Annotated in this window: 15 protein-coding genes; 6 read left to right on the top strand and 9 right to left on the bottom strand. The window is 72.3% G+C overall.

The genetic code is table 11. The features are described 5' to 3' along the window. Nucleotides 1-24 precede the first annotated feature (24 nt). Nucleotides 25-849, top strand: coding sequence for a diaminopimelate epimerase (dapF, locus tag ACSIH6_RS03075; protein WP_435106345.1), 825 nt, complete (start codon nt 25-27; stop codon nt 847-849). Between the two features lie 116 nt (nt 850-965). Here the strand turns inward: dapF and ACSIH6_RS03070 are convergent, their stop codons facing one another. The 4 genes from ACSIH6_RS03070 to aceB all read right to left on the bottom strand — a co-directional run bounded on the left by ACSIH6_RS03070 (nt 966) and on the right by aceB (nt 6783). Continuing rightward, nucleotides 966-2288 carry a (Fe-S)-binding protein gene (locus ACSIH6_RS03070; protein WP_435106343.1) on the bottom strand — a complete coding sequence of 441 codons (1323 nt, stop codon included), beginning with the start codon at nt 2286-2288 and terminating at the stop codon, nt 966-968. Between the two features lie 27 nt (nt 2289-2315). Next, complete coding sequence (locus tag ACSIH6_RS03065; RefSeq protein ID WP_435106341.1) at nt 2316-3515, bottom strand: FAD-binding oxidoreductase; 1200 nt, start codon at nt 3513-3515, stop codon at nt 2316-2318. 34 nt (nt 3516-3549) lie between these two features. Further along, on the bottom strand, nt 3550-5031 hold the full coding sequence (locus ACSIH6_RS03060; protein WP_435106339.1) for an FAD-linked oxidase C-terminal domain-containing protein: 1482 nt from the start codon (nt 5029-5031) through the stop codon (nt 3550-3552). Between the two features lie 147 nt (nt 5032-5178). Next, the gene (gene aceB, locus ACSIH6_RS03055) at nt 5179-6783 is read right to left on the bottom strand and encodes a malate synthase A (RefSeq protein ID WP_435106337.1); all 1605 of its coding nucleotides are present in this window, start codon (nt 6781-6783) and stop codon (nt 5179-5181) included. A 193-nt stretch (nt 6784-6976) separates the two neighbouring features. Between aceB and ACSIH6_RS03050 the strand changes: the two genes are divergently transcribed. The 3 genes from ACSIH6_RS03050 to ACSIH6_RS03040 all read left to right on the top strand — a co-directional run bounded on the left by ACSIH6_RS03050 (nt 6977) and on the right by ACSIH6_RS03040 (nt 11727). After that, complete coding sequence (locus ACSIH6_RS03050; protein ID WP_435106335.1) at nt 6977-8248, top strand: RNA-guided endonuclease InsQ/TnpB family protein; 1272 nt, start codon at nt 6977-6979, stop codon at nt 8246-8248. Nucleotides 8249-8529: 281 nt separating this feature from the next. Next, the gene (hflX, locus tag ACSIH6_RS03045) at nt 8530-10068 is read left to right on the top strand and encodes a GTPase HflX (RefSeq protein WP_435106333.1); all 1539 of its coding nucleotides are present in this window, start codon (nt 8530-8532) and stop codon (nt 10066-10068) included. Nucleotides 10069-10518: 450 nt separating this feature from the next. Continuing rightward, a complete protein-coding gene (locus tag ACSIH6_RS03040; RefSeq protein ID WP_435106331.1) occupies nt 10519-11727 on the top strand; it encodes an amidohydrolase family protein in 1209 nt (402 codons plus the stop codon). A 78-nt stretch (nt 11728-11805) separates the two neighbouring features. On the opposite strand, the gene holA is transcribed toward ACSIH6_RS03040, so the two are convergent. The 5 genes from holA to ACSIH6_RS03015 form a co-directional block, all read right to left on the bottom strand. Continuing rightward, entirely contained in the window at nt 11806-12768 is a 963-nt protein-coding gene (gene holA / locus ACSIH6_RS03035; RefSeq protein WP_435106329.1) for a DNA polymerase III subunit delta, read from the bottom strand. Nucleotides 12769-12984: 216 nt separating this feature from the next. Next, nucleotides 12985-15330 (bottom strand): ComEC/Rec2 family competence protein, encoded by a 2346-nt coding sequence (locus tag ACSIH6_RS03030; RefSeq protein ID WP_435106327.1) that lies wholly within the window; start codon nt 15328-15330, stop codon nt 12985-12987. Nucleotides 15331-15336: 6 nt separating this feature from the next. Then, nucleotides 15337-16869 (bottom strand): ComEA family DNA-binding protein, encoded by a 1533-nt coding sequence (locus tag ACSIH6_RS03025; RefSeq protein WP_435106325.1) that lies wholly within the window; start codon nt 16867-16869, stop codon nt 15337-15339. A 169-nt stretch (nt 16870-17038) separates the two neighbouring features. After that, nucleotides 17039-17308: a 30S ribosomal protein S20 gene (gene rpsT, locus ACSIH6_RS03020; protein WP_017565523.1), complete on the bottom strand. Its 270-nt coding sequence runs from the start codon at nt 17306-17308 to the stop codon at nt 17039-17041. 219 nt (nt 17309-17527) lie between these two features. Continuing rightward, on the bottom strand, nt 17528-18502 hold the full coding sequence (locus ACSIH6_RS03015; RefSeq protein WP_435106323.1) for a hypothetical protein: 975 nt from the start codon (nt 18500-18502) through the stop codon (nt 17528-17530). A gap of 236 nt (nt 18503-18738) precedes the next feature. Between ACSIH6_RS03015 and ACSIH6_RS03010 the strand changes: the two genes are divergently transcribed. Both ACSIH6_RS03010 and lepA read left to right on the top strand, forming a co-directional pair. Further along, nucleotides 18739-20013, top strand: coding sequence for an RNA-guided endonuclease InsQ/TnpB family protein (locus ACSIH6_RS03010; protein WP_435106321.1), 1275 nt, complete (start codon nt 18739-18741; stop codon nt 20011-20013). A gap of 229 nt (nt 20014-20242) precedes the next feature. Next, nucleotides 20243-22084: a translation elongation factor 4 gene (gene lepA, locus ACSIH6_RS03005; protein ID WP_435106318.1), complete on the top strand. Its 1842-nt coding sequence runs from the start codon at nt 20243-20245 to the stop codon at nt 22082-22084. Nucleotides 22085-22151: the final 67 nt, after the last annotated feature.

Raw genomic sequence — 22151 nt, 5'->3', positions numbered from 1 at the left:
GGGCGGTGGCCGTCCGCGCCTAGGATGGTCGGCATGCGATTCGCCAAGGGCCACGGAACAGAGAACGACTTCGTGATCCTCCCCGACCCCGACGGGGAGCTCGACCTCACGGAGGAGGCCGTCCGCCTGCTGTGCGACCGTCGGGCCGGGATCGGCGGTGACGGCGTCCTTCGGGTGGTGCGCACGCGCGCCCTCGGTGAGGCCCTCGCCCCGGCCGCCCGCACGGCCGAGCGCTCCGAGTGGTTCATGGACTACCGCAACGCCGACGGGAGCGTCGCCGAGATGTGCGGCAACGGTGTGCGGGTGTTCGCCCGCTACCTGCTGCACGCGGGGCTCGTCGAGGGGGACCGCTTCGAGGTGGGCACCCGCGACGGAGCCAAGGAGGTCCAGGTGGGGGCCGACGGCGGCATCACCATAGACATGGGCCGCGTGGAGATGCAGGGAACCTCCTCCGCCAAGCTCGCCCGGCAGGTGGTGCACGGTGAGCAGATCTCCGTGGGCAACCCGCACCTGGCCTGCGAGGTGGCCGTGCCGGTCGTCGAGGTGGACCTGAGCGAGCTGCCGGTGCTGGACGTGGAGGCCTTCCCCGCCGGGGCGAACGTCGAGGTGTACCGCGAGGTGTCTCCGGGCGTGCTGGAGATGCGCGTGTACGAGCGGGGCTCCGGGGAGACCCGCTCCTGCGGGACCGGGATCGTCGCCGCCGCTGCCGCCGCCACCCCCCGTGGGGAGAGCGCGACCTGGAGGGTGCGGGTCCTCGGGGGCGAGTGCACCGTTTTCCTGGACGCGGACGGCGCGAGGCTGAGCGGCCCGGCCGTCATCGTGGCCGAGGGCGAGACGAGCCTGATCTGACCCCCGGGCGAGGTCGCGAGCTTCAGCCGGAGGGGTTGGGGCTGAGGTACGCGGGACCGTGCATCTTCAACCCCCGGGGCTGCCGTCAGCGCGACCACACCCTCAACCCCGAACGCTCAACGACGCCCCAGCAGCTGCCCGACGGTCAACCCTCGCAGTGAGGCGTCCAGCACCCGGGCGGTGTGGGTCACCGCGACCGGGGAACCCGCGCGTTCCATGGCGGACGCTATCTGGAGCGAGCACCCGGGGTTTCCCGACACCAGGACGTCGGCGCCGGTGGAGGCCACGTCCCGCCCCTTGCGGTCGCCGAGTTCCTGGGCGGCCTCGGGCTTGAGCAGGTTGTACACCCCCGCCGAGCCGCAGCAGATCTCGCTGTTGGGCAGGTCGGACACGCGCAGTTCCGGGATGCCCGCGAGCAGGGCGCGGGGCGGCCTGGTGACGCCCTGGCCGTGGGAGAGGTGGCACGCGTCGTGGTAGGCCACGTGCAGGGGGAGGGGGTGGCGCTCCGCGCGCGGCCCCAGCTCCACCAGGAACTCGGTGAGGTCCGCGACCCGCTCGGACAGGGCCCGCCCCCGGCGCACCCAGGCCCGGTCCGCGCCCGCCTCGGCCAGGGTGCGGTCGAAGTGCTTCATGCTGGACCCGCACCCGGCCGAGTTGACCACGATCCGGTCCACCCGCTCGCGTTCGAACACCTCGACCAGGCTCCGGGCGAGGTCGGCCGACTCCTCCATCCGCCCGGCGTGCCCGGACAGGGCCCCGCAGCAGCCCTGGGCGCGGGGGATCACCACGTCGCAGCCCTCCAGGGCCAGCACCCGCGCGGTCGCGGTGTTGACCTCGGGGAAGAACGCCCCCTGCACGCAGCCCACCAGCATGCCCACCCGGGTCCGCGCCCGTCCCACGGCGGGCACCAGCTCCGGCAGCGCGGGAGGCGGAGACGACAGCGGCGGCGAGATCCGCTCCATGGTGGCCAGAGTGGGGGACATCCGCTCCAGCAGCCCCGTGCGCCGCACCAGCGAGGAGACGCCGCTGGCCTGGTAGGCGCGCAGCGGTCCGCGCAGCAGCCCCAGCCTGCGCCGGTACGGGAACAGCGCGAAGATCGCCCCGCGCAGCGCCCGCTCGCCCGCGGGCCGCTCGTACTCCTTCTCCACCCGGTGCCGGGTGGTGTCGATGAGGGCGTCGTAGGCCACCCCCGACGGGCAGGCGGACACGCACGCCAGGCAGCCCAGGCAGTTGTCGAAGTGCCCGACCGCGGTCTCGGTCAGCACGTCCTCGGTGTGCGTCTGCGCCATCAGGTGGATCCGTCCGCGCGGCGAGTCCATCTCCTGGCCCCACAGCACGTTCGTGGGACAGGTGGGCAGGCAGAAACCGCAGTGGACGCAGTCGTTGAGCAGGTCGGAGAACAGCCGGTCACGCTCGTCCGCGGTCGGTAGGTCGGTCACGGGCCCTCCCAGGGTGTTCGCACGTGTTCAGATACCGCCCGCGAAGCGCCCGGGGGCCAGGCGGTGTCCGGGGTCGAGGGAGTCCTTGACCGCCCGCATCAGGGGCAGCCCGGGGACCTCCCCCCACAGGTCCACACCGGCGGCGTGGACGTGCGGTTCCGCGCGCAGCAGGGTCATCGTCCAGCCGGGCACCGAACGCACGTCGTCGAGCACGGCCGCCACCTCGGCGGCACCGGTGCCCGGCGGGAAGGACGCGTACAGCGCCCCCGCCCGGGCCGAGCCGCTGACGCCCGCGCCGGACAGCTCGTTCACCCGCACCGCGGCCCGGACACTCTCGGCGGGCGGCACGGACACCAGGGCGAGCGTGCCCTCGGCGGGCAGCACTCCCCAGCCCTCGGGCAGGGCGTCGGCCACCTCGGGTTCCGCGCCAGTGGCCGTGGCGATCTCGTCCATCCGCGCCCCGACGCCGCCCGGGGTTCCCTCCAGCACCACCCGCAGACTGCCCGAAGGCCAGTCCAGTTCGACCGCCGCGGGCGTCGCCGTGCACCGGCGCAGCGCCGTCAGCAGGTGTTCGGCGTGCGCCGCGGAGGCCGCCGGAAGGGTCAGCACGCGCAGGGCCCGGGGGAGCGGGTGCAGGCGGAAGGCCACCGAGGCGATCACGCCCAGGGTGCCCAGGCCGCCGGTGTGCAGCTTGGCCAGGTCGTATCCGGCCACGTTCTTGACCACCCGGCCGCCGCTGCGCGCCACCACGCCGTCGGCGCGCGCCACCGTCATCCCGATGACCAGGTCGCGCAGCGCACCGGTGAGCAGGCGGCGCGGACCGCTCACGCCCGTGGCCACCATCCCGCCCACGGTGCCGCCCGTGCGCACGGGGTCCGCCGACAGCCGCTGCCCGGCGGCGGCCAGCACGTCGTACAGCTCGGCCACGGGGGTTCCCGCGCCCACCTCCACCACCAGGTCGCCCGCGATGTGCTCGATCCACGACAGGTCGGCGGTGTCCACGAGCAGGTCCAGGCCACGCGGGAGGCCGCCCCAGTCCAGGGCCGTGCCCCCGCCGCGCGCGACGACGGCCAGCCCCTCCCGGGCGGCGGACGCCATGACCCGGCCCAGACCCTGGGTGTCGGCGGGACGCGCCACGCGCGCGGGGACGAGGCCGCCCACCGCGTCGGCGCCGGTCCCCTCGCGCAGTGCGCCGCCCCGGGCGTCCGGTCCCTCGACGAGTGTCACGTGTTCTCCCCCGTGCTCGCGGTCCGCCCGCGCCTCAGAACTGTTCGGCCTTTCCCGCCTCCACCAGCGGGTGCACCCCCGTGCGCACCCCGGGCCGCTCGCCGCACAGGCGCGGGGTGGGCAGCAGCTTGTCCGGGTTGGCGAGCCCGTCGGGATCCAGGGCCCGGCGGAACAGGTCGAAGGTGGCCAGGTCGTCGGGGCCGTACATGCGCGGCATCTTGCACGCCTTGTCCACGCCCACCCCGTGCTCGCCGGTGATGGAGCCGCCGTGCTCGATGCACAGGTCGAGGATGGCGCCGGAGACCTTCTCCGCCCGCTCCGCCGCGCCCGGCTCCGCGTCGTCGAAGAGCACGAGCGGGTGCAGGTTGCCGTCCCCGGCGTGGAAGACGTTGGCGACGCGGATGCCCGAGGCCGCCGACAGCTCGGTGATGCGCCGCAGCACCTCGGGCAGGGCCGTGCGCGGGACGACGCCGTCCTGGACGATGTAGGCGGGGCTGATCCGGCCGACGGCGGCGAAGGCCGACTTGCGGCCCTTCCAGATCCGGGCGCGCTCGTCGGCGTCGCTGGCGGCGCGGGTCTCGAAGGCGCCCGCCTCCGCGCACAGCCGGGTGACCTCGGCGAGCTGGGCCTCGACCTCCGCTGCGGGCCCGTCCAGCTCCACGATCAGCACGGCCGCGGCGCCTTCGGGGTAGTCGCAGGCCACAGCCCTCTCCGCGGCCTCGATGGCCAGCGCGTCCATCATCTCCACGGCCGAGGGCAGCACCCCGGCGGAGACGATGGAGCTGACCGCCCGGCCGCCCGCGTCCATCGAGGTGAACGCCGACAGCAGGGTGACGGTGCGTTCCGGGGACCGGGTGAGGCCCACGGTGATCCGGGTGGCCACGCCCAGGGTGCCCTCGGAACCGATGAAGGCCCCGACGAGGTCGTAGCCGTGCGCGCCGGGGTTCTTGCCGCCCAGGCTCACCTGCTCGCCGGAGGGGGTGACGATGTCCAGGCCGCGCACGTGGTTGACGGTGAAGCCGTACTTGAGGCAGTGGGCGCCGCCGGAGTTCTCGGCGACGTTGCCGCCCACGGAGCACACCTGTTGGCTGGAGGGGTCGGGCGCGTAGTAGTAGCCGTGGGGCGCGGCGGCGCGTGTGACGTCCAGGTTGGCCACACCGGGTTCGACGACCGCGCACTCGTTCTCGACGTCGATCTCCAGGATGCGGCGCATGCGCGAGGTGACCAGCAGGACGCCCTCGGCGTGGGGGAGCGCTCCCCCGGACAGGCCGGTGCCCGCGCCGCGCGGGACGAAGGGCACGCCGTTCTCGGCGCACAGGCGCACGACGGCGGCGACCTGGTCGGCGCTGGTGGGCAGCACCACGACGCCGGGGAGGGCGCGGTGGTGGGGCAGCCCGTCGCTCTCGTAGGTGCGGCGCTGGGCGGCGTCGGTGAGCACGCCGTCCTCTCCGCAGATCCGGCGCAGCCGCGGGACGAGCCCGGCCACGGCCGCCTGCGCCGCCTCGGTCTCGGACATGGGCGCCTCCCGGTTCCACCTGCGCGGACACGGACGGTCCCGCCCGCTTCCGGACGCGACCTCGCAAGGTGAACGTACGACTGCACCCCTCGCGCATGCAAGGGGTGCAGTGGAAGTTGTCTTCCGTCTTATGAAATTAGCGTCGGGCTACGGCATCCGCTCGTAGGCGGGCAGGGTCAGGAAGTCGACGTACTCGTCGGCCAGGGCCACCTCGGTGAACAGCTCGCCTGCCTGCTGGTACAGGTTCTCGTCGAAGTCAGCGCCCAACTGTTCGCGGATGGCGGCGAGCTCCTCGTCGATGACCCCCCTGACCAGCTCGGCGGTGACCTTGGGGCCGTTGTCGAGCGTGATGTCGTTGTGCAGCCACTGCCAGACCTGGGAGCGGGAGATCTCGGCGGTCGCGGCGTCCTCCATGAGGTTGTGGATGGCCACCGCGCCGTTGCCGCCCATCCACGTCGCCAGGTACTGCAGGGCGACGTTGACGTTGCCGCGCAGGCCCGCGAGGGTGACGCCGCCCGGGGTCCTGTCCACGGCCAGCAGGTCCTCGGCCGAGACCTCGACCTCGGGGCGCTGCTTGTCGATCTGGTTCGGGCGCTCGCCCAGGACGCCGTCGAAGACCTCCATGGCCACCGGGACCAGGCCCGGGTGGGCGACCCAGGAGCCGTCGAAGCCGTCGCCGGACTCGCGGGACTTGTCGTCGCGCACCTTGGCGAAGGCGGTCCTGTTGACCTCCTCGTCCCTGCGGGAGGGGATGAAGGCCGCCATGCCGCCGATGGCGTGGGCGCCGCGCCTGTGGCAGGTCTTGACCAGCAGCTCGGTGTAGGCGCGCATCATGGGGGCGGTCATCGTGACGGCGTTGCGCTCGGGCAGCAGGAACTTGCGGCCGCGGGTGCGGTGCGTCTTGATGATGCTGAACAGGTAGTCCCAGCGGCCCGCGTTGAGGCCCGCGGAGTGCTCGCGCAGCTCGTAGAGGATCTCCTCCATCTCGAACGCGGCCGGGATGGTCTCGATGAGGCAGGTCGCGCGGATGGTGCCGCGCGCGATGCCCAGGCGCTCCTGGGCCAGGACGAAGACGTCGTTCCACAGGCGCGCCTCGAGGTGGCTCTGCATCTTGGGCAGGTAGAAGTAGGGGCCCCTGCCCTTGTCGATCTGGCGCTGGGCGCAGTGGAAGAAGTAGAGCGCGAAGTCCAGCAGGCCGCCGCTGACGCGCTGGCCGTCCACGAGGACGTGCTTCTCGTCCAGGTGCCAGCCGCGCGGCCGCACGACGACGGTGGCGAGCTCGCCGTCCTCCTTCAGGGCGTAGGCCTTGCCCTGGGGGGAGGTGAAGTCGATGGTGCGGTCGAGGGCGTCGCGCAGGTTGAGCTGGCCCCCGATCATGTTCTCCCACAACGGGGTGTTGGCGTCCTCGAAGTCGGCGAGCCACACCTTGGCGCCGGAGTTGAGCGCGTTGATGGTCATCTTGCGGTCGGTGGGGCCGGTGATCTCCACGCGGCGGTCCGTGATGCCCGGGGCGGGAGGGGCGACCCGCCAGCTGTCGTCCTCGCGGATGTGCTTGGTCTCGGGGAGGAAGTCGAGGTCGGCCCCGGCCGAGATCTGCTCCTGCCTGGTCACGCGCGCGTCGAGGAGCTCCTGGCGGCGCTCCTCGAAGGTGCGGTGCAGTTCGGCGACGAGGGCGAGGGCGTCCTCTGTGAGGATCTCGTCGAACCGTTCGTGGAGGGGGCCGGTGATCTCGACCCCGTGCGTGGCGCCCATGGAAAACCTTCCGCAATACGAAATAAGCTTCTGGTATGTGGAAAACGAAGCTACCGTCCGGTTCGCGGACGGTCAACGTCGCGCGTGTCTCACCATGCCTCCCGGATTCCTCCCCGTCCTTCAGGACGGGCAGGCAGCTCGCACCTTCTTTTTTTGCCTTACTCATGCTCTCCCTTGGTGTAAGTTTTGCTGTATGCGGACGGCGTACAAGTGCCGGGCCTACCCGGACCCCGAACAAGCGGCCCAGCTGGGCCGCACGTTCGGCTGCGTGCGCCTGGTGTGGAACAAGACCCTCGCCGACCGCCACACCGCCTACCACCAGCACGGCGAGAACACCTCCTACAAGCAGACCGACCAGGCGCTGACCGGGTGGAAACGCACCCAGGAAACGGCGTTTCTGTCCGAGGTGTCCTCGGTGCCGTTGCAGCAGACCCTGCGCCACCAGCACAGCGCGTTCGCGAACTTCTTCACGGGCCGCGCCCGCTATCCCCGGTTCAAGAACCGGACAGGTCGGCAGTCGGCGCACTACACCCGCAGCGCGTTTCGCATCAAGGATGGACAGCTGTTCCTGGCCAAGCACCAGAGGCCGCTGAAGGTGGCCTGGTCCTGGCCCGAGACGAACCTGGCCGCCCTGGACCCGACCACGGTGGTCGTCTCCCGTGAGGCGGACGGCCGCTGGTATGTGACTTTCGCCGTGGACGGCCCGGACCCCGACCCCGTACCACAGACGGGGGCCGAGGTTGGCGTGGACCTTGGTGTGAAGGACTTCGCGATCCTGTCCACGGGCGAGAAGATCGCCAACCCCCGCCATCTGGAGCGCAAGGCCCGCAACCTCAAGCGTTACCAGCGGCGCATGGCCCGCACCCAGCGCGGGTCGAACAACCGCCGTAAGGCCAAGCGCAAAGTCGCGGCCGCGCACCGCAAGGTCCGCCACGCCCGCGCTGACTTCCTGCACAAGACCACGACCCGCCTGGTGCGCGAGCACGACCTGATCGCCATCGAGGACCTGAACGTGCGGGGCATGACCGCCTCCGCGAAAGGCACCGTCGAGCGACCCGGTCAGCGGGTCCGTCAAAAGGCCGGGCTGAACCGGTCGGTCCTGGACGCCGGCCTTGGTGAGTTCCGCCGTCAGCTGGAGTACAAGGCCGCGCGTGCGGGTCGAACCCTGGTGGTGGTCGACCGGTGGTATCCCTCCTCCAAGACCTGTTCTGCGTGCGGGTACCTGCTGGATCGGCTTTCCCTGGGCACCCGGGTATGGACGTGCCCTTCCTGTCGCACCCGGCATGATCGGGATCTCAACGCGGCCAAGAACACTCTTGCGGCTGGTCGAGTCGCAGCCAGGGAGAACCCTGGTGATGCCTGTGGAGCTGGTGTGAGTCGGCAAGGGTCCTCCCTTCCGCTGTCGGCGTCGAAGCAGGAAACCGGGCCCGTGAGGGTCGCCGCGCGAGCGGCACCAGGCTGTTAGGTTCGGTCGGGATCCCCCTCCTTCGAGGAGAGGGAAGAAGACAATGACCGGGGAGTTTCCCTGGATGGGAAGGTCGCAAAAACTTCTCCCGCGACTTCCGTGCCCGTCGTCGGGGCAGGTGCGGGGCGCGGCCCGGGTCCCGTGGAGTGTCGTGCCCGCCGTGCCCTGCGATAATTCAGATGCCCTCGCGGAGGCGAGATGCCACCATCGACAGGGCACCCGCCACCGCCCGGTCGCGGGAAGAATCGCGGCGGCGGCCACGTTGACCCACCTGGAGGGATATGAATACAGCTGACACCCGCGGAAGCGTCCACGACGGCCACGAGGCCGAGGACGCGTTCCGCGAGGCGATCACCGTCGGGGACGGGGTCGACGCATACGACGCGTCCCGCGAGGCTGGAGCCACCGGCGGAGACCGCTACGACGACCCGGACAACGTCCCCGACCAGGGTGAGATGGAACTCGCCGAGCGCCACGCGCTGCGCCGCGTTCCGGGACTGTCCACCGAACTCACCGACGTCACCGAGGTCGAGTACCGCTCCCTGAGACTGGAGCGCGTCATCCTCATCGGCGTGTGGACCAGCGGCTCCCAGACCGACGCGGACAACTCGCTCACCGAGCTCGCCGCCCTGTCCGAGACCGCGGGCGCGCTCGTGCTGGAGGGGGTCACCCAGCGCCGGTCCAAGCCCGACCCCGCCACCTACGTCGGCAAGGGCAAGGCCGCCGAACTGCGCGACATCGTGGAGGCCACCGGCGCCGACACCGTGATCTGCGACGGGGAGCTCACGCCCGGCCAGCTGCGCCAGCTGGAGGACGTGGTCAAGGTCAAGGTGATCGACCGCACGGCCCTGATCCTGGACATCTTCGCCCAGCACGCGCGCAGCAGCGAGGGCAAGGCCCAGGTCGAACTCGCCCAGCTCAGCTACCTGTTGCCGCGACTGCGCGGCTGGGGTGACGCCCTGTCCCGTCAGGCGGGCGGCTCCGGCGGCGGTGGCGCGGGCGGCGGCGTGGGCCTGCGCGGCCCGGGTGAGACCAAGATCGAGACCGACCGCCGGCGCATCAACGACAAGATGGCCAAGCTGCGCCGCCAGCTCGCCCACATGCGTACCGCACGCGACGTCAAGCGCGACGTCCGGCGTACCCGCGCGGTGCCGTCCGTGGCCATCGCCGGGTACACCAACGCGGGAAAGTCGAGCCTGCTCAACCGGCTGACCGGCGCCGGAGTCCTGGTCGAGAACGCCCTGTTCGCCACCCTGGACCCGACCGTGCGCCAGGCCCGCACACCCGACGGCCGCGGGTTCACGCTCAGCGACACCGTCGGCTTCGTCCGGCACCTGCCGCACCAGCTGGTGGAGGCCTTCCGCTCCACCCTGGAGGAGGTCGCCGACTCCGATCTGGTCCTGCACGTGGTCGACGGATCCCACCCCGACCCCGAGAGCCAGATCAACGCGGTCCGGCACGTCTTCGCCGACATCGACGCCGGTGACGTGCCCGAGCTCATCGTGGTCAACAAGGTGGACGCCGCCGACCCCGACGTGCTCAAGGTGATGCGCACCCGCTACCCGGACATGGTCGAGGTGTCGGCGCGCACCGGTGAGGGCGTCTCCGCCCTGGTGGAGGCGGTCGCCGCGGCGCTGCCCGAGCTGGCGCACGAGGTGCGGGCGCTCGTCCCGTACTCGCGGGGCGACCTCATCGCCCGGATCCACGAGGAGGGGCGCATCCTCAGCGAGGAGCACACCGCCGAGGGCACGGCGATCCACGCCTTCGTCCCGGCCCTGCTCGCGGGCAGACTCGACGAGTACACGCCCAGCACGGCCTGAGGCACGCGCGGTCCGCCGCGCACGGCCGGGGCGCCCCGACGGGGGCGCCCCGGCCTCGCCGTGTCCGGGGGCGCGGGCGCCGACGTAGCGCACGGGCGCGTTCCCGCTCGGACGACGCACGCGAACATCCAGCTCACCGCTGCCGTCCGTGGTACTGATCACTCTCCGTGCCCGCGGTTTTTGTTGGGAGACCGTCCTATTCGTCCTCCCGGGGAGGTGTACACGGAGTCCGCGGATGGACTACGGTTTTGGAGCACTGGCCGCCAGTGGCCGCTGTCCCGCGACAGCCGACCCCTGTGCCACTGTCACGGCACCGCGGCGGCCGCAGGCCGCCCCCCACCGGCTCTGTCGGACCGCTCCAGATACGAGGTCGCCATGTCCGCCCGTGTATCCCACGACCGTGTCCCGCAGTCGCACCGGCGGATCTGACCGGCGAGGGCGGACGACCCCATGACGGCGGTACTCCTCAGCAACATCGGCCGGCTGTGGACCGGGAGCGAACTGCTCACCAAGGCCGCGCTCCTGATGGACGACGACCGGGTGGCCTGGGTCGGGCCCGCCGCCGAGCTCCCCCAGTGCATCCCCGGCGTGGTGGACGACCTCACCGACGTCGACGACGTCGTCAACATCGGCGGCGGCATGATCACCCCCGGGCTGATCGACGCCCACTGCCATCCGGTGTACGCGGGGGACCGCTACGCCGAGGTCAACATGTGGGCCAAGGGCGCTTCCAAGGGGGACATCTTCGCGGCTGGGGGCGGTGTCTCCACCACCGTCACCATCACCCGGGGCACCGATCCCTGGACCCTGTGCAACGCGGTCCGCGAACGGCTCCGGCACTGGGTGCTGACCGGCAGCACCACCGTGGAGGCCAAGACCGGCTACCACCTGACCAGGGACGGCGAACTGGCCGACGTGCGCCTGCTGCGCTCCCTGGAGGAGGAGCCGGGCATGCCGCGCCTGCACGTCACCTTCTTCCCGGCGCACGGGGTGCCGCCCGAGTTCTTCGGCAGACCCAGGGAGTACGCGGCCACCGCCGCCTCCTGGCTCAACGACGCCGCGCTCGCCGGTGCCGACGGGGTGGACGTGTACTGCGACAACCAGCAGTTCACCACCGAGGACGCCCGCATGCTGCTGGGGGTGGGCCAGTCCGCGGGGCTGCGCACCACCCTGCACGCCTGCTCGCGCCCCCGGCACGGCGCCGTGCGCATGGCCGCCGAGATGGGCTGCTCCTCGGTGGACCTGCTGCACGAGACCGACGAGCAGGACGTCCTGGCGCTGGCCGCCACCCGCACGCCGGTGGTGGCCTGCCCGACGACCTCGCTGCACGAGCGCCGCACCCCGCCGGTGCGGGCGCTGCTCGACCACGGCGTGCCCATCGGACTGGGCACCGACCACAACCCCGGCCAGTCGGGCACGATGTCGATGCCGCTGGTGATCTCGCTGGCCATCTCCATGTTCGAGATGACCGTGCACGAGGCCCTGCACGCCGCCACGGTGGGCAGCGCACGCGCCCTGGGCCTGACCGACCGGGGCGTGCTCGCGCCCGGCAGCCTGGCCGACCTCGTCCAGTGGGACGCCGACCACGAGGGCGCCTTCGCCTGGTCGATGGGCCTCAACACCCTGCGGGTGTGGCAGGGCGGCAGGACCATCCGCTGAGGCGGTGCTCCTGCCGGGGACGGCGCCCGGCCCGCCCCGGCAGTCGGCCCGCGGGCGCGGTCCGTTCCGTCGCGCCGCTCAGCGTGTGCCGCGGGCCCGGGCGATCTCGATGACGGCCCGCTCCAGTGCGTACTCGGGATCGCGTCCGGCGCCCTTGATGAGCGCGTCGGTCTCGGCGACCACCGCCATGGCCCGGGTGACCCCCGCCGGGCTCCACCCCCGCGCCTGCTGACGCAGGGTCCGCAGCTTCCACGGCGGGACCTTGGCCCGCTTGGCCAGGTCCGCCTCGGACATGCCGCGCGGCGGCTGGGCGGCCACGGCGATGCCGCGCACCGCACCGGCCAGCGCGCTGTTGATGAGCACCGGGGCGGTACCCACCGCCAGCGACCAGCGCAACTGCTCCAGCGCCTCGGGCAGGCGCCCCTCCACGGCGCGGTCGGCCACGGTGAACCCCGAGGCCTCCGCCCTGCCGGAGTGGTACCGGGCCACCGCCGCGGCGTCCACCCGGCCCTCGGTGTCGGCGATCAGCTGGGTGCAGGCCGCCGCGATCTCGCGCAGCTCGCTGCCGACCGCGTCCACCAGCGCCTGCGCGGCGTCAGCGGTGATCTGGCGCCCCGCCTGGGAGAACTCGCCCTTGACGAAGGCCACCCGTTCGGCGGGCTTGCCCGGCCCCTTGCAGTCCACGCGGTGGGCGCCCGCCTTGACCGCGGCCTGGAGCAGGGCCTTGCCCTTGTTGCCGCCCGCGTGGGTGAGCACGAGGTTGACATCGTTGGCCGGGTCCCCGAGGTAGTCGGTGACGGTCGCCGCCAGGTCCTTGGTCAGGTCCTGGGACGAGCGCAGCACCACCACCCGCCGGTCGCCGAACAGCGAGGGCGAGGTCACCTCGACGAGTGTGGACATCCCCACCTGGGCGGGCACCAGGTCATGGACGTCCACGCCGGGGTCGGCCTCGCGGACCGCCGCGACGACGGCGGCGACGGCCCGGTCGACGAGGAGTTCCTCGTCCCCGACGATGATCGTGAGCAGGGCGGGTGCAGGCATACACAGAGGATGCCACGCCCCACCGACCAGCCGGGCGTCCCACCGGTCAGCCGGGCGTCCCACCGGTCAGCCGGGCGCCTACCGCGCGGTCCGCGGGCACGCTTTCGCCCGTCGCCCGCACCGCACGCGACCGGTGAGCCCCGTGCGCGGTGCCTCCTACGGCACCACCCCCTATCGCGCTGCCTTCCACCGCGCTCCCTTCTGCGGCGCCGCCTCCTACCGTGCGGGGTCGGGCCCGCGCACCACGGCCTGTCCGGGCCCGGAACCGCCGCCGTCCAACACGGCCACGTCCCCGTCCCGGTCGGTGCGCAGGTTCACCCGTGCCACCCGCTCCAGGATGTTCCACGTGAACGGCGCCGGATGCCCGTAGGTGTTGTCCGCGCCCACCGAGGTCACCGACACCACCGGGTCGGTGGCCTCCAGGAAGGCCGGTTCCTGGCCCCCCGCCCCGTGGTGGGGCACGGCCAGCACGGTCACCCGCAACAGGTCGGCGTCCGGTCCCTCCAGCAGCCTTCTCTGCGCCTCCTCCTCGATGTCACCGGTCAGCAGCACCGTCAGTGCCGCCCCGTCCGCCCGGAGCACCACCGAGGCGTCGTTCACCGAGCCGGTGAAGCCGGGCTCCGGCCACAGCACGCGCAGCAGCCACGGTCCCACCCGCAGCTGCTGGCCCCGTCCGGCCTCCAACAGCCGTACCCCGGCCCCGGCCAGCAGCCGCCCCGTGGGGCTCTCCCCGAACCCCGGCGGCGCCAACGCGGCCCCCACCCTCCGGTGCCGCAGCACCCCGGACGTCCCGTCCACGTGGTCGGCGTGGTCGTGACTCAGGACCAGCAGCGGGACCTCGCGCACCCCCAGCCGCCCCAGACAGTCGTCCACCCTGTCCGGGTCCTCGCCGGTGTCGGCGACCACCGCCGAGCCCGGGCCCGCCGACAGCACGAACGCGGTGCCCTGTCCCACGTCGCACGCCACCAGCGCCCAGCCCGTGGGCGGCCATCCGCCCGGCACGCACCGCGCGGCCAGGGCCAGCAGCAGCACGGCCGCCAGCACGGCGGCCACGACCCGGCGCAACCGCCCGTGCGTGAACACCAGCACCGCCAGCACGGCGGCCAGGACCAGCCCTCCCACCAGGTCCGACCGCCACGCCAGCGCGCCGTGCGGGACCCGCGCGCCCGCCCCCGCCACCGCCGCGATCCACGACACCCCCAGCCCGGGCAGGTGTGCGGCCACCGCCGCCGCACCCGGCCACACCACCGCCAGGGCCGCCACCGCCGACCCGGTCACCGTCACCGCCGCGACCACCGGGGCGGCCAGTACGTTCGCCGGAACCGCGGTCCACGACAGCTCACCCGAGAGCAGGACCAGCACGGGCGAGACCGCCACCTGCGCGGCCAAAGCCACCGCCAGCGCCTCCGCCACCGGACGCGGCAGGCGTTCCGACCACGCCCGGGTCCACGGCGGCACCAGCAGCAGGATGCCCGCGGTCGCCAGCACCGACAGCGCGAACCCGAAGGAGGCGGCCAGTCCCGGCGCGACGAACAGCACCCCGACCACCGTGACGGCCAGCGCGCCGAGCCCCGCGTGGGCGCGCCCTGTCGCCAGCGCGAGCAGGCCCAGCGACCCCATGAACGCCGCGCGCACCACGCTCGGCTCCGGGCGGCACACCAGGACGAACAACCAGATCACCGCCGCCCCGCCCGCCACCGAGCACCACGGGGGCGCCCGCAGCAGCCGGGTGACCGCCAGCACGAAGCCGGTCAGCACCGCCAGGTTGGCCCCCGAGACGGTCAGCAGGTGGGTCATCCCGGCGTCCCGGAAGTCCTCGGCGGTCTCCGGCGGCACCCCGGACGCGTCGCCGACGATCAGCGCCGGGAGGAGCCCGTCCTCGGGCCGGGGCAGCCCGGAGGAGGCCTCCCGCAGACGCTCCCGCACCAGACCGGCGAAGCTCTGTAGACCGCCGGACCGCCCCACCTCCTCCGGCGGCCCGCGCACCAGGACCAGGGCGGCGGTGAGGGAGTCGTCCTCTGCGCCGAGGAAGACTCCCCGCGCCCGGAAGGTCTGCCCGGGCAGCAGTTCGCGCCAGTCCGACCCCGAGGCCAGGACCACCACCGGAGCCGCGGACCCGCGTTCGGTCCCCTCGGACCGCACCCACGCGGTACGGGCGTCGATCACCCAGGCCGCCCTGCCCGGCCGGGGAGTCCCCGACCGCGGACGCGGATCGGCCGTCACCACCGCCTCGAACTCCGCCTCGTGCCCCTGCTCCGCCGCCTCCCTGGCCGCGCTCCGCTCCACCCGGTGCACCTGGACACCGGCCACCGCCGCCACCGTGGCCACGCAGGCCAGCGACGCCGCGGCGGTGAGCGCCACCGCCTCCAGCGGCGGACGCGCCGCCGCCAGGAGCACGACCGCCGCGCCGGCCCCCGCCGCCCCGGCCAGGGACCAGGCCGCCCACGGCGGGGCGGCGAGTGCCGCCAGCGCGGCCAGCCAGGCCGTCGCCGCGGGCGCCAGCAGGCGCAGGTCGGGCGGCCTGTCCAGCCCGTAGGCGTCCGTCCCCAGCCACGTCGCCACCGCCGCTCACCCCACCGTCACGTGGGGTTGGAGGTCGGCGAGGATCTTGTCGCCGATCCGGTCCACGTTGACCAGGTCGTCGACGCTCCGGAACGGCCCGTGCTCCTCGCGGTAGGAGACGATGTTGTCGGCGATCACCGTGCCGACCCCGGGCAGGGTCTCCAGTAAGGCCCGGTCCGCCCGGTTGATGTCCACCAGCCCCCCGGTCCCCTGCGGGCCGCTCCCGGGGACGCCCGTGCCCGCGGGTGCGGGGACGCCCACCAGGACCTGCTCGCCGTCGACCAGCGGACGGGCCAGGTTGAGCAGGTCGAGGTCGGCGTCGGGCAGCGCGCCGCCGGCCTCCTCCACCGCGTCGGCCACCCGCGACCCCGATGGCAGCGTGTACAGCCCGGGGTCGGACACCTCGCCGCCCACGTGCACCACGAGGTCCTCCTCCGGCGCGGCGGCCCCGGCCGCTCCGGCGCCCGCCTCCCCGGCTTCCGTCCCCGTCTCCCGCGCCGGGGTCCGCGCGCTGTCGCCCTCCACCGCCGTCGCGGGCACGGGAGCGGAATGCGTGACCATCTCGGGCGCGGACACCGTGGTCGGCCGGTGGTACAGCGCCAGCACCAGCACGACGGCCAGGGCGCCCAGCACGGCCAGGGCGACCACCGCCCGCCGGGACAGCGCCGCCCGGGTCGGCAACCGCCGGGCCAGCCGCTCCAGGAGCGATCCGGACGGCTCGGGGTCGAACTCCGAGTATCCCGACGGCGGGCGATCCGGGCGCCGGTGCCGTCCCCCGGCCGGGTCGGGCCACGCGTCCGGACCGGACGCGCCCTCCGGTACGCCAGCACGGCGGGCGGACACGGCGGCCCTCTCGTCCGCGTTCTCCCCGGTGTCCCGCTTGGCGGGCCCCGCGGCCTTTCCGCCCCGGCTCTCCCCGGAGGGCCGCGGCGCGGGCACCACGGCTTTCCCGTCCGGGTTCTCTTCCGAGGTTCGTGGTGCGGGCACGGTCGCCTTCCGGCTCCCCTCGACGGCCCGCGGTGCGGGCACCGTCGCCCTCCCGGCCCGGTTCTCCTCGGACGGACCCCGTGCTGACGAGGACCCGGCCGGGGAGGGGCGCGGGGGAGCGGTCACGCCGAGCAGGTCGTCGGGATGGCGCTCGGGCCAGTCCCGGCTCCGGCTCACGCGGTCACCGGAGGTTTTCCCGCCCCGGTGTCCCGGGTCCGGAGGCCAGGTCACGGTGTCCTCGGGGACGTCCGGCCGCCGGAGGCCGGTGGCCGGACCTTGGCGGGGCGCGGTTGCGGGGCGGCCGATGCGCTCCGGGCAGGGCGCACCGCCGGACGCCTCCGGCCGGTACGGGGTGTGCGTCCCGGTCACCGCGTACGGCGCGCTCGGGATCGGCGGGACACCGCGGTGCGGCGGCGCGGGTTCCGCATGCGAGCGGGGGATACGCGCGCGCAGGCGCCGGGCGGCGGGTGACGCGTCCAGGGTGAGCGCGCGGAGCCGGTCCTGCTGGTCGGTCGCGGGGGAGTGGCGCCGGGTGCGGCGCTGAGTAGTCATAAGACCACGTTAGGAAGCCGGAAGTGCTGTGTCAGCACCCGGTTTCAAGCTGTGGACAACTCTCGTCCCGACCTCTTCGACCTGCGCGGACGGCGGTGGGCGACGGAGATGGGCGCACGAAAAAACCCGGCCCGGTGCGTGCGCACCGAGCCGGGACGAGCCGTCAGTCTCAGGCGGACTGCACGGAGTGCAGGCGCTTGGCGATCGCGCTCTTGCGGTTCGCGGCCTGGTTCTGGTGGATGACGCCCTTGCTGGTGGCCTTGTCCAGCGCGCGAGCGGCGGCGCGCTGGGCGACGATGGCCTTCTCGACGTCCCCGGCCTCGGCAGCCTCACGGAACTTGCGGATGGCCGTCTTCAGCGAGGAGCGCACCGCCTGGTTGCGGACACGAGCCTTCTCGTTCTGCCGAATGCGCTTCTTCTGCGACTTGATGTTCGCCATGCGAAAACGTGCTCCAGTTGATCTTGGTCATCGCGCCGACCGAACCAGGCGGCCCAACTCGCGGGCAGCCGTTCCGCGAGAGGCCGGCGTGGGCGCCGACGCAGGGTGTGTGAGTCCACAGGGCCCGAAGCCAATGTGGAAGTCCGAGACACGGACTTCCAGTATGCCTCACCCACAGACCCGAAGAGACTTCAGGGGACCTCAGCCGAACTCAATCGCTCAGGACAGCAGCCATCCCGCCGTGTAGGCCGCCACGTCCTCCTCGGTCGCCTCGTCCCCCAGGTAGAAGGCCACCCCCAGGGTCATGCCCTCCGGAGGTTCGGCCTCGGTCATGCCCAGCCTGACGGCCGTCAGCGCGGTCGCCACCGACTCGTCCGACTCCTCCGGGGCCCACTCGCCACCGCCGTACGTGGGCAGCCCGAACCGCACCGCCACGTCCTCACGCGCGCGCAGGGCCGTCACCGCCTCGGTCACCTGCCGCACCATGAACCCGCCGTACAGCGCGTCGCCGGGCATCCCCGCGCCCACGCCCGGCAGCACCACCTCGTCGGCGTGCTCGGTCACCCGGTCCAGGTAGCCCTTGGACCAGTACTTCTCCCCGCGCTCCATGACGAACGAGGGCACCCGCCCGCCCGGCACCAGCTCCACGTGGTGGGCCTGCACCGACAGCACGGGTTCCTCGCCCAACTCCTCACGCACCATCGACATGAGCGTGGGGATCGACGGGTCGTTCACGGTCACCGGGCGGATCTCCAGGTGCACACCCGCGAACCCGTCCGCGGCCACCTCGGCCACCGCCGGGGCGAGCGCCGCGCGGGCCTGCTCGTCGAGCCGGTCCCGCAGCAGCGAGGACCCGTTCTCCACGTGCCGAAGCCACGCCAGCGCGCGCACGTCGGGGTACTCCCGCTCCAGCCAGGGCAGCAGGGAACCGGTGTCCTCCACCCGTTCGACCGCGCCCTCGGCGTCGATCTCGCCCGCGTACACGTACACCGTGTCCACCCCGCCGGTGTCGAGCACTCGCACCAGGGAGCCGGTGTCCTCCCAGGAGCCCACCCACGCCGCGTCCGCGCCCCGCGAGGCCGCCCACGGCGCCGGTTCACCCGAGAACTGGAAGGCCAGCAGGGCCCCCGCGCCCGCCACCACGATCGCGATCGCGGCCACACCCGCCAGCAACCGTGTCAACAGCCACTTCAACCGCCCGCTCCTCCCACGTCCCGGACCGCGCGCGGCCCGGCCTGCCCGTCGCCCGCCACCACCCTCAACGGCCGCGCCGCGCGCGCAGCCCTTCCCGTACGGCCCGTTCCCGGTCCCGGTTCGCCATGTCTCCCGGAGGATGCCTCGGCATTCAGGCCGGGGGGAATCCATGACACACGACCACCACATTTCCGCTTTGCCTTACTCATGCTCTCCCTTGGTGTAAGTTTTGTCGTATGCGGACGGCGTACAAGTGCCGGGCCTACCCGGACCCCGAACAAGCGGCCCAGCTGGGCCGCACGTTCGGCTGCGTGCGCCTGGTGTGGAACAAGACCCTCGCCGACCGCCACACCGCTTACCACCAGCACGGCGAGAACACCTCCTACAAACAGACCGACGCCGCGCTGACCCAGTGGAAGAAAACCCAGGAACTGGCGTTTCTGTCCGAGGTGTCCTCGGTTCCGTTGCAGCAGACCCTGCGCCACCAGCACAGCGCGTTCGCGAACTTCTTCGCCGGGCGGGCCAAGTACCCCCGGTTCAGGTCCCGCGACGGACGCCAGTCGGCGCACTACACCCGCAGCGCGTTTCGTCTCCGCGACGGTGAGTTGTTCCTGGCCAAGCACCAGAGGCCGCTGGAGGTGGCCTGGTCCTGGCCCGAGACGAACCTGGCCGCCCTGGACCCGACCACGGTGATCGTCTCGCGGGATGCGGACGGCCGCTGGTATGTGACCTTCGCCGTGGACACCGCGGACCCCGACCCCGTACCACAGACGGGGTCCGAGGTTGGCGTGGACCTTGGTGTGAAGGACTTCGCGATCCTGTCCACGGGCGAGAAGATTGCCAACCCCCGCCATCTGGAGCGCAAGGCCCGCAACCTCAAGCGTTACCAGCGGCGCATGGCCCGCACCCAGCGCGGCTCGGCCAACCGGCGTAAGGCCAAGCGCAGGGTCGCGGCCGCCTATCGCAAGGTCCGCCACGCCCGCGCTGACTTCCTGCACAAGACCACCACGCGTTTGGTGCGCGAGCACGACCTGATCGCGATCGAGGATCTGAACGTGCGGGGCCTGACCGTCTCCGCACGCGGTACCGTCGAGCGACCCGGTCAGCGGGTCCGTCAGAAGGCCGGGCTGAACTGGTCGGTTCTGGACGCTGGCTTTGGTGAGTTTCGCCGTCAGCTGGAGTACAAGGCCGAACGTTTCGGTCGAACCCTGGTGGTGGTGGATCGGTGGTATCCCTCCTCCAAGACCTGTTCTGCGTGCGGGTACCTGCTGGATCGGCTTTCCCTGGGCACCCGGGTATGGACGTGCCCTTCCTGTCGCACCCGGCATGATCGGGATCTCAACGCGGCCAAGAACACTCTTGCGGCTGGTCGAGTCGCAGCCCGGGAAGCAGTCTCGGGTGATGCCTGGGGAGCTGGTGTGAGTCGGCAAGGGTCCTCCCTTCCGCTGTCGGCTGCGAAGCAGGAAACCGGGCCCGTGAGGGTCGCCGCGCGAGCGGCACCAGGCTGTTAGGTTCGGTCGGGATCCCCCTCCTTCGAGGAGAGGGAGAAAGTCAAATAATCTGGACACCAGACCCGCGCCTGCGCCCGCGCCCCATACTGCCGCACGGCCCGCTGCCGTCACCGAGAGAGGGCACCCGGCCGCCGTGGGATGATGGACGACGCCGTCGGCTTCCGCCGCGGCGGGGCGACACCGCCGCGAGGCGCACACGACCCGGAACCCGACCTGTGAACGGAGCACGGTGGCACAGCCGAACTGGACCGATCCCGCGCTGATCCGCAACTTCTGCATCATCGCGCACATCGACCATGGCAAGTCGACGCTGGCCGACCGGATGCTCCAGATCACCGGTGTCGTCGAGGACCGCCAGATGCGCGCCCAGTACCTGGACCGCATGGACATCGAGCGCGAGCGCGGCATCACCATCAAGTCGCAGGCGGTGCGCATCCCCTTCACCGCCCTCGACGACCGGACCTACACGCTCGACCTCATCGACACCCCCGGGCACGTCGACTTCACCTACGAGGTCTCGCGCTCCCTGGCCGCCTGCGAGGGCGCCGTCCTGCTGGTGGACGCCGCGCAGGGCATCGAGGCGCAGACCCTGGCCAACCTGTACATGGCCCTGGAGAACGACCTCACCATCATCCCGGTGCTCAACAAGATCGACCTCCCGGCCGCGCAGCCGGAGAAGTACGCCGAGGAGCTGGCCGGGATCATCGGCTGCGAGCCCTCCGACGTGCTCAGGGTCAGCGCCAAGACGGGCGAGGGCGTCGAGGAGCTCCTCAACGAGATCGTCAACCAGATCCCGCAGCCCGTCGGCGACGCCGACGCCCCGGCCCGCGCGATGATCTTCGACTCGGTCTACGACACCTACCGCGGCGTGGTCACCTACGTCCGGGTGATCGACGGCAAGCTCAGCCCGCGCGAGCGCATCCAGATGATGTCCACCCGCGCCTCGCACGAGATCCTGGAGATCGGCGTCAGCTCGCCCGAGCCCACCAAGTCCGGGGGGCTGGGGGTGGGCGAGGTCGGCTACATCATCACCGGCGTCAAGGACGTGCGTCAGTCCAAGGTCGGTGACACCATCACCGCCCTGAACCGGCCCGCCACCGAGATGCTCGCGGGTTACCAGGAGCCCAAGCCCATGGTGTTCTCGGGCCTGTACCCGATCGAGGGCACCGACTACCCGGTGCTGCGCGACGCCCTGGAGAAGCTCCAGCTCAACGACGCCGCCCTGGCCTTCGAACCGGAGACCTCCGCCGCCCTGGGCTTCGGCTTCCGCTGCGGCTTCCTGGGCCTGCTGCACCTGGAGATCACCCGGGCTCGCCTGGAGCGCGAGTTCAACCTGGACCTCATCTCCACCGCGCCCAACGTCATCTACCGGGTGGACATGGAGGACGGCGACGAGCACGTGGTGACCAACCCCAGCGAGTTCCCGGTCGGCAAGATCGCCTCGATCTACGAGCCGATGGTCAAGGCCACCGTGCTCAGCCCCTCCGACCACATCGGTCAGATCATGGAGCTGTGCCAGGAGCGGCGCGGCGACCTCCAGGGCATGGACTACCTGTCCGAGGACCGCGTGGAGATGCGCTACACGCTGCCCATGGCCGAGATCGTCTTCGACTTCTTCGACCACCTCAAGTCCCGCACCAAGGGCTACGCGTCACTGGACTACGAGCCCACCGGAGAGAAGGCCTCCGACCTGGTCAAGGTCGACATCCTGCTCCAGGGCGAGGCGGTCGACGCCTTCTCCGCCATCGTGCACAAGGACAAGGCCTACGCCTACGGCGTGGAGATGACCAAGAAGCTGCGCGAGCTCATCCCCCGGCAGCAGTTCGAGGTGCCCATCCAGGCCGCCATCGGCGCCCGGGTGATCGCCCGTGAGAACATCCGCGCCATCCGCAAGGACGTGCTCTCCAAGTGCTACGGCGGCGACATCAGCCGCAAGCGCAAGCTGCTGGAGAAGCAGAAGGAGGGCAAGAAGCGGATGAAGATGGTCGGTCGGGTCGAGGTGCCCCAGGAGGCCTTCATCTCCGCGCTGTCCACCGACAGCGGCGGCGCCGACGACAAGAAGAAGAAGTAGTAGCCCTGCCCCCACGTGCTCGCGGGTGCGTAGAAGGCACGGACACGGAGGGGGCGCCCCCACCCCG

The organism is Nocardiopsis synnemataformans (assembly GCF_965343085.1).
In the GTDB taxonomy this organism is placed as follows: Bacteria; Actinomycetota; Actinomycetes; order Streptosporangiales; family Streptosporangiaceae; genus Nocardiopsis; species Nocardiopsis alborubida.
The sequence above is the reverse complement of the archived record's forward strand: the minus strand, read 5'-3'. Positions and strand labels throughout refer to the sequence as shown.

Excerpts from the sequence above, each read along its gene's own strand:
- dapF (WP_435106345.1), top strand. The coding sequence starts at position 25 with ATGGTCGGCATGCGATTCGCCAAGGGCCACGGAACAGAGAACGACTTC.
- rpsT (WP_017565523.1), bottom strand. The coding sequence starts at position 17,308 with ATGGCGAACATCAAGTCGCAGAAGAAGCGCATTCGGCAGAACGAGAAG.
- hflX (WP_435106333.1), top strand. The coding sequence starts at position 8,530 with ATGAATACAGCTGACACCCGCGGAAGCGTCCACGACGGCCACGAGGCC.
- ACSIH6_RS03040 (WP_435106331.1), top strand. The coding sequence starts at position 10,519 with ATGACGGCGGTACTCCTCAGCAACATCGGCCGGCTGTGGACCGGGAGC.
- ACSIH6_RS03060 (WP_435106339.1), bottom strand. The coding sequence starts at position 5,031 with ATGTCCGAGACCGAGGCGGCGCAGGCGGCCGTGGCCGGGCTCGTCCCG.
- ACSIH6_RS03050 (WP_435106335.1), top strand. The coding sequence starts at position 6,977 with ATGCGGACGGCGTACAAGTGCCGGGCCTACCCGGACCCCGAACAAGCG.
- ACSIH6_RS03025 (WP_435106325.1), bottom strand. The coding sequence starts at position 16,869 with ATGACTACTCAGCGCCGCACCCGGCGCCACTCCCCCGCGACCGACCAG.
- ACSIH6_RS03010 (WP_435106321.1), top strand. The coding sequence starts at position 18,739 with ATGCGGACGGCGTACAAGTGCCGGGCCTACCCGGACCCCGAACAAGCG.
- holA (WP_435106329.1), bottom strand. The coding sequence starts at position 12,768 with ATGCCTGCACCCGCCCTGCTCACGATCATCGTCGGGGACGAGGAACTC.
- aceB (WP_435106337.1), bottom strand. The coding sequence starts at position 6,783 with ATGGGCGCCACGCACGGGGTCGAGATCACCGGCCCCCTCCACGAACGG.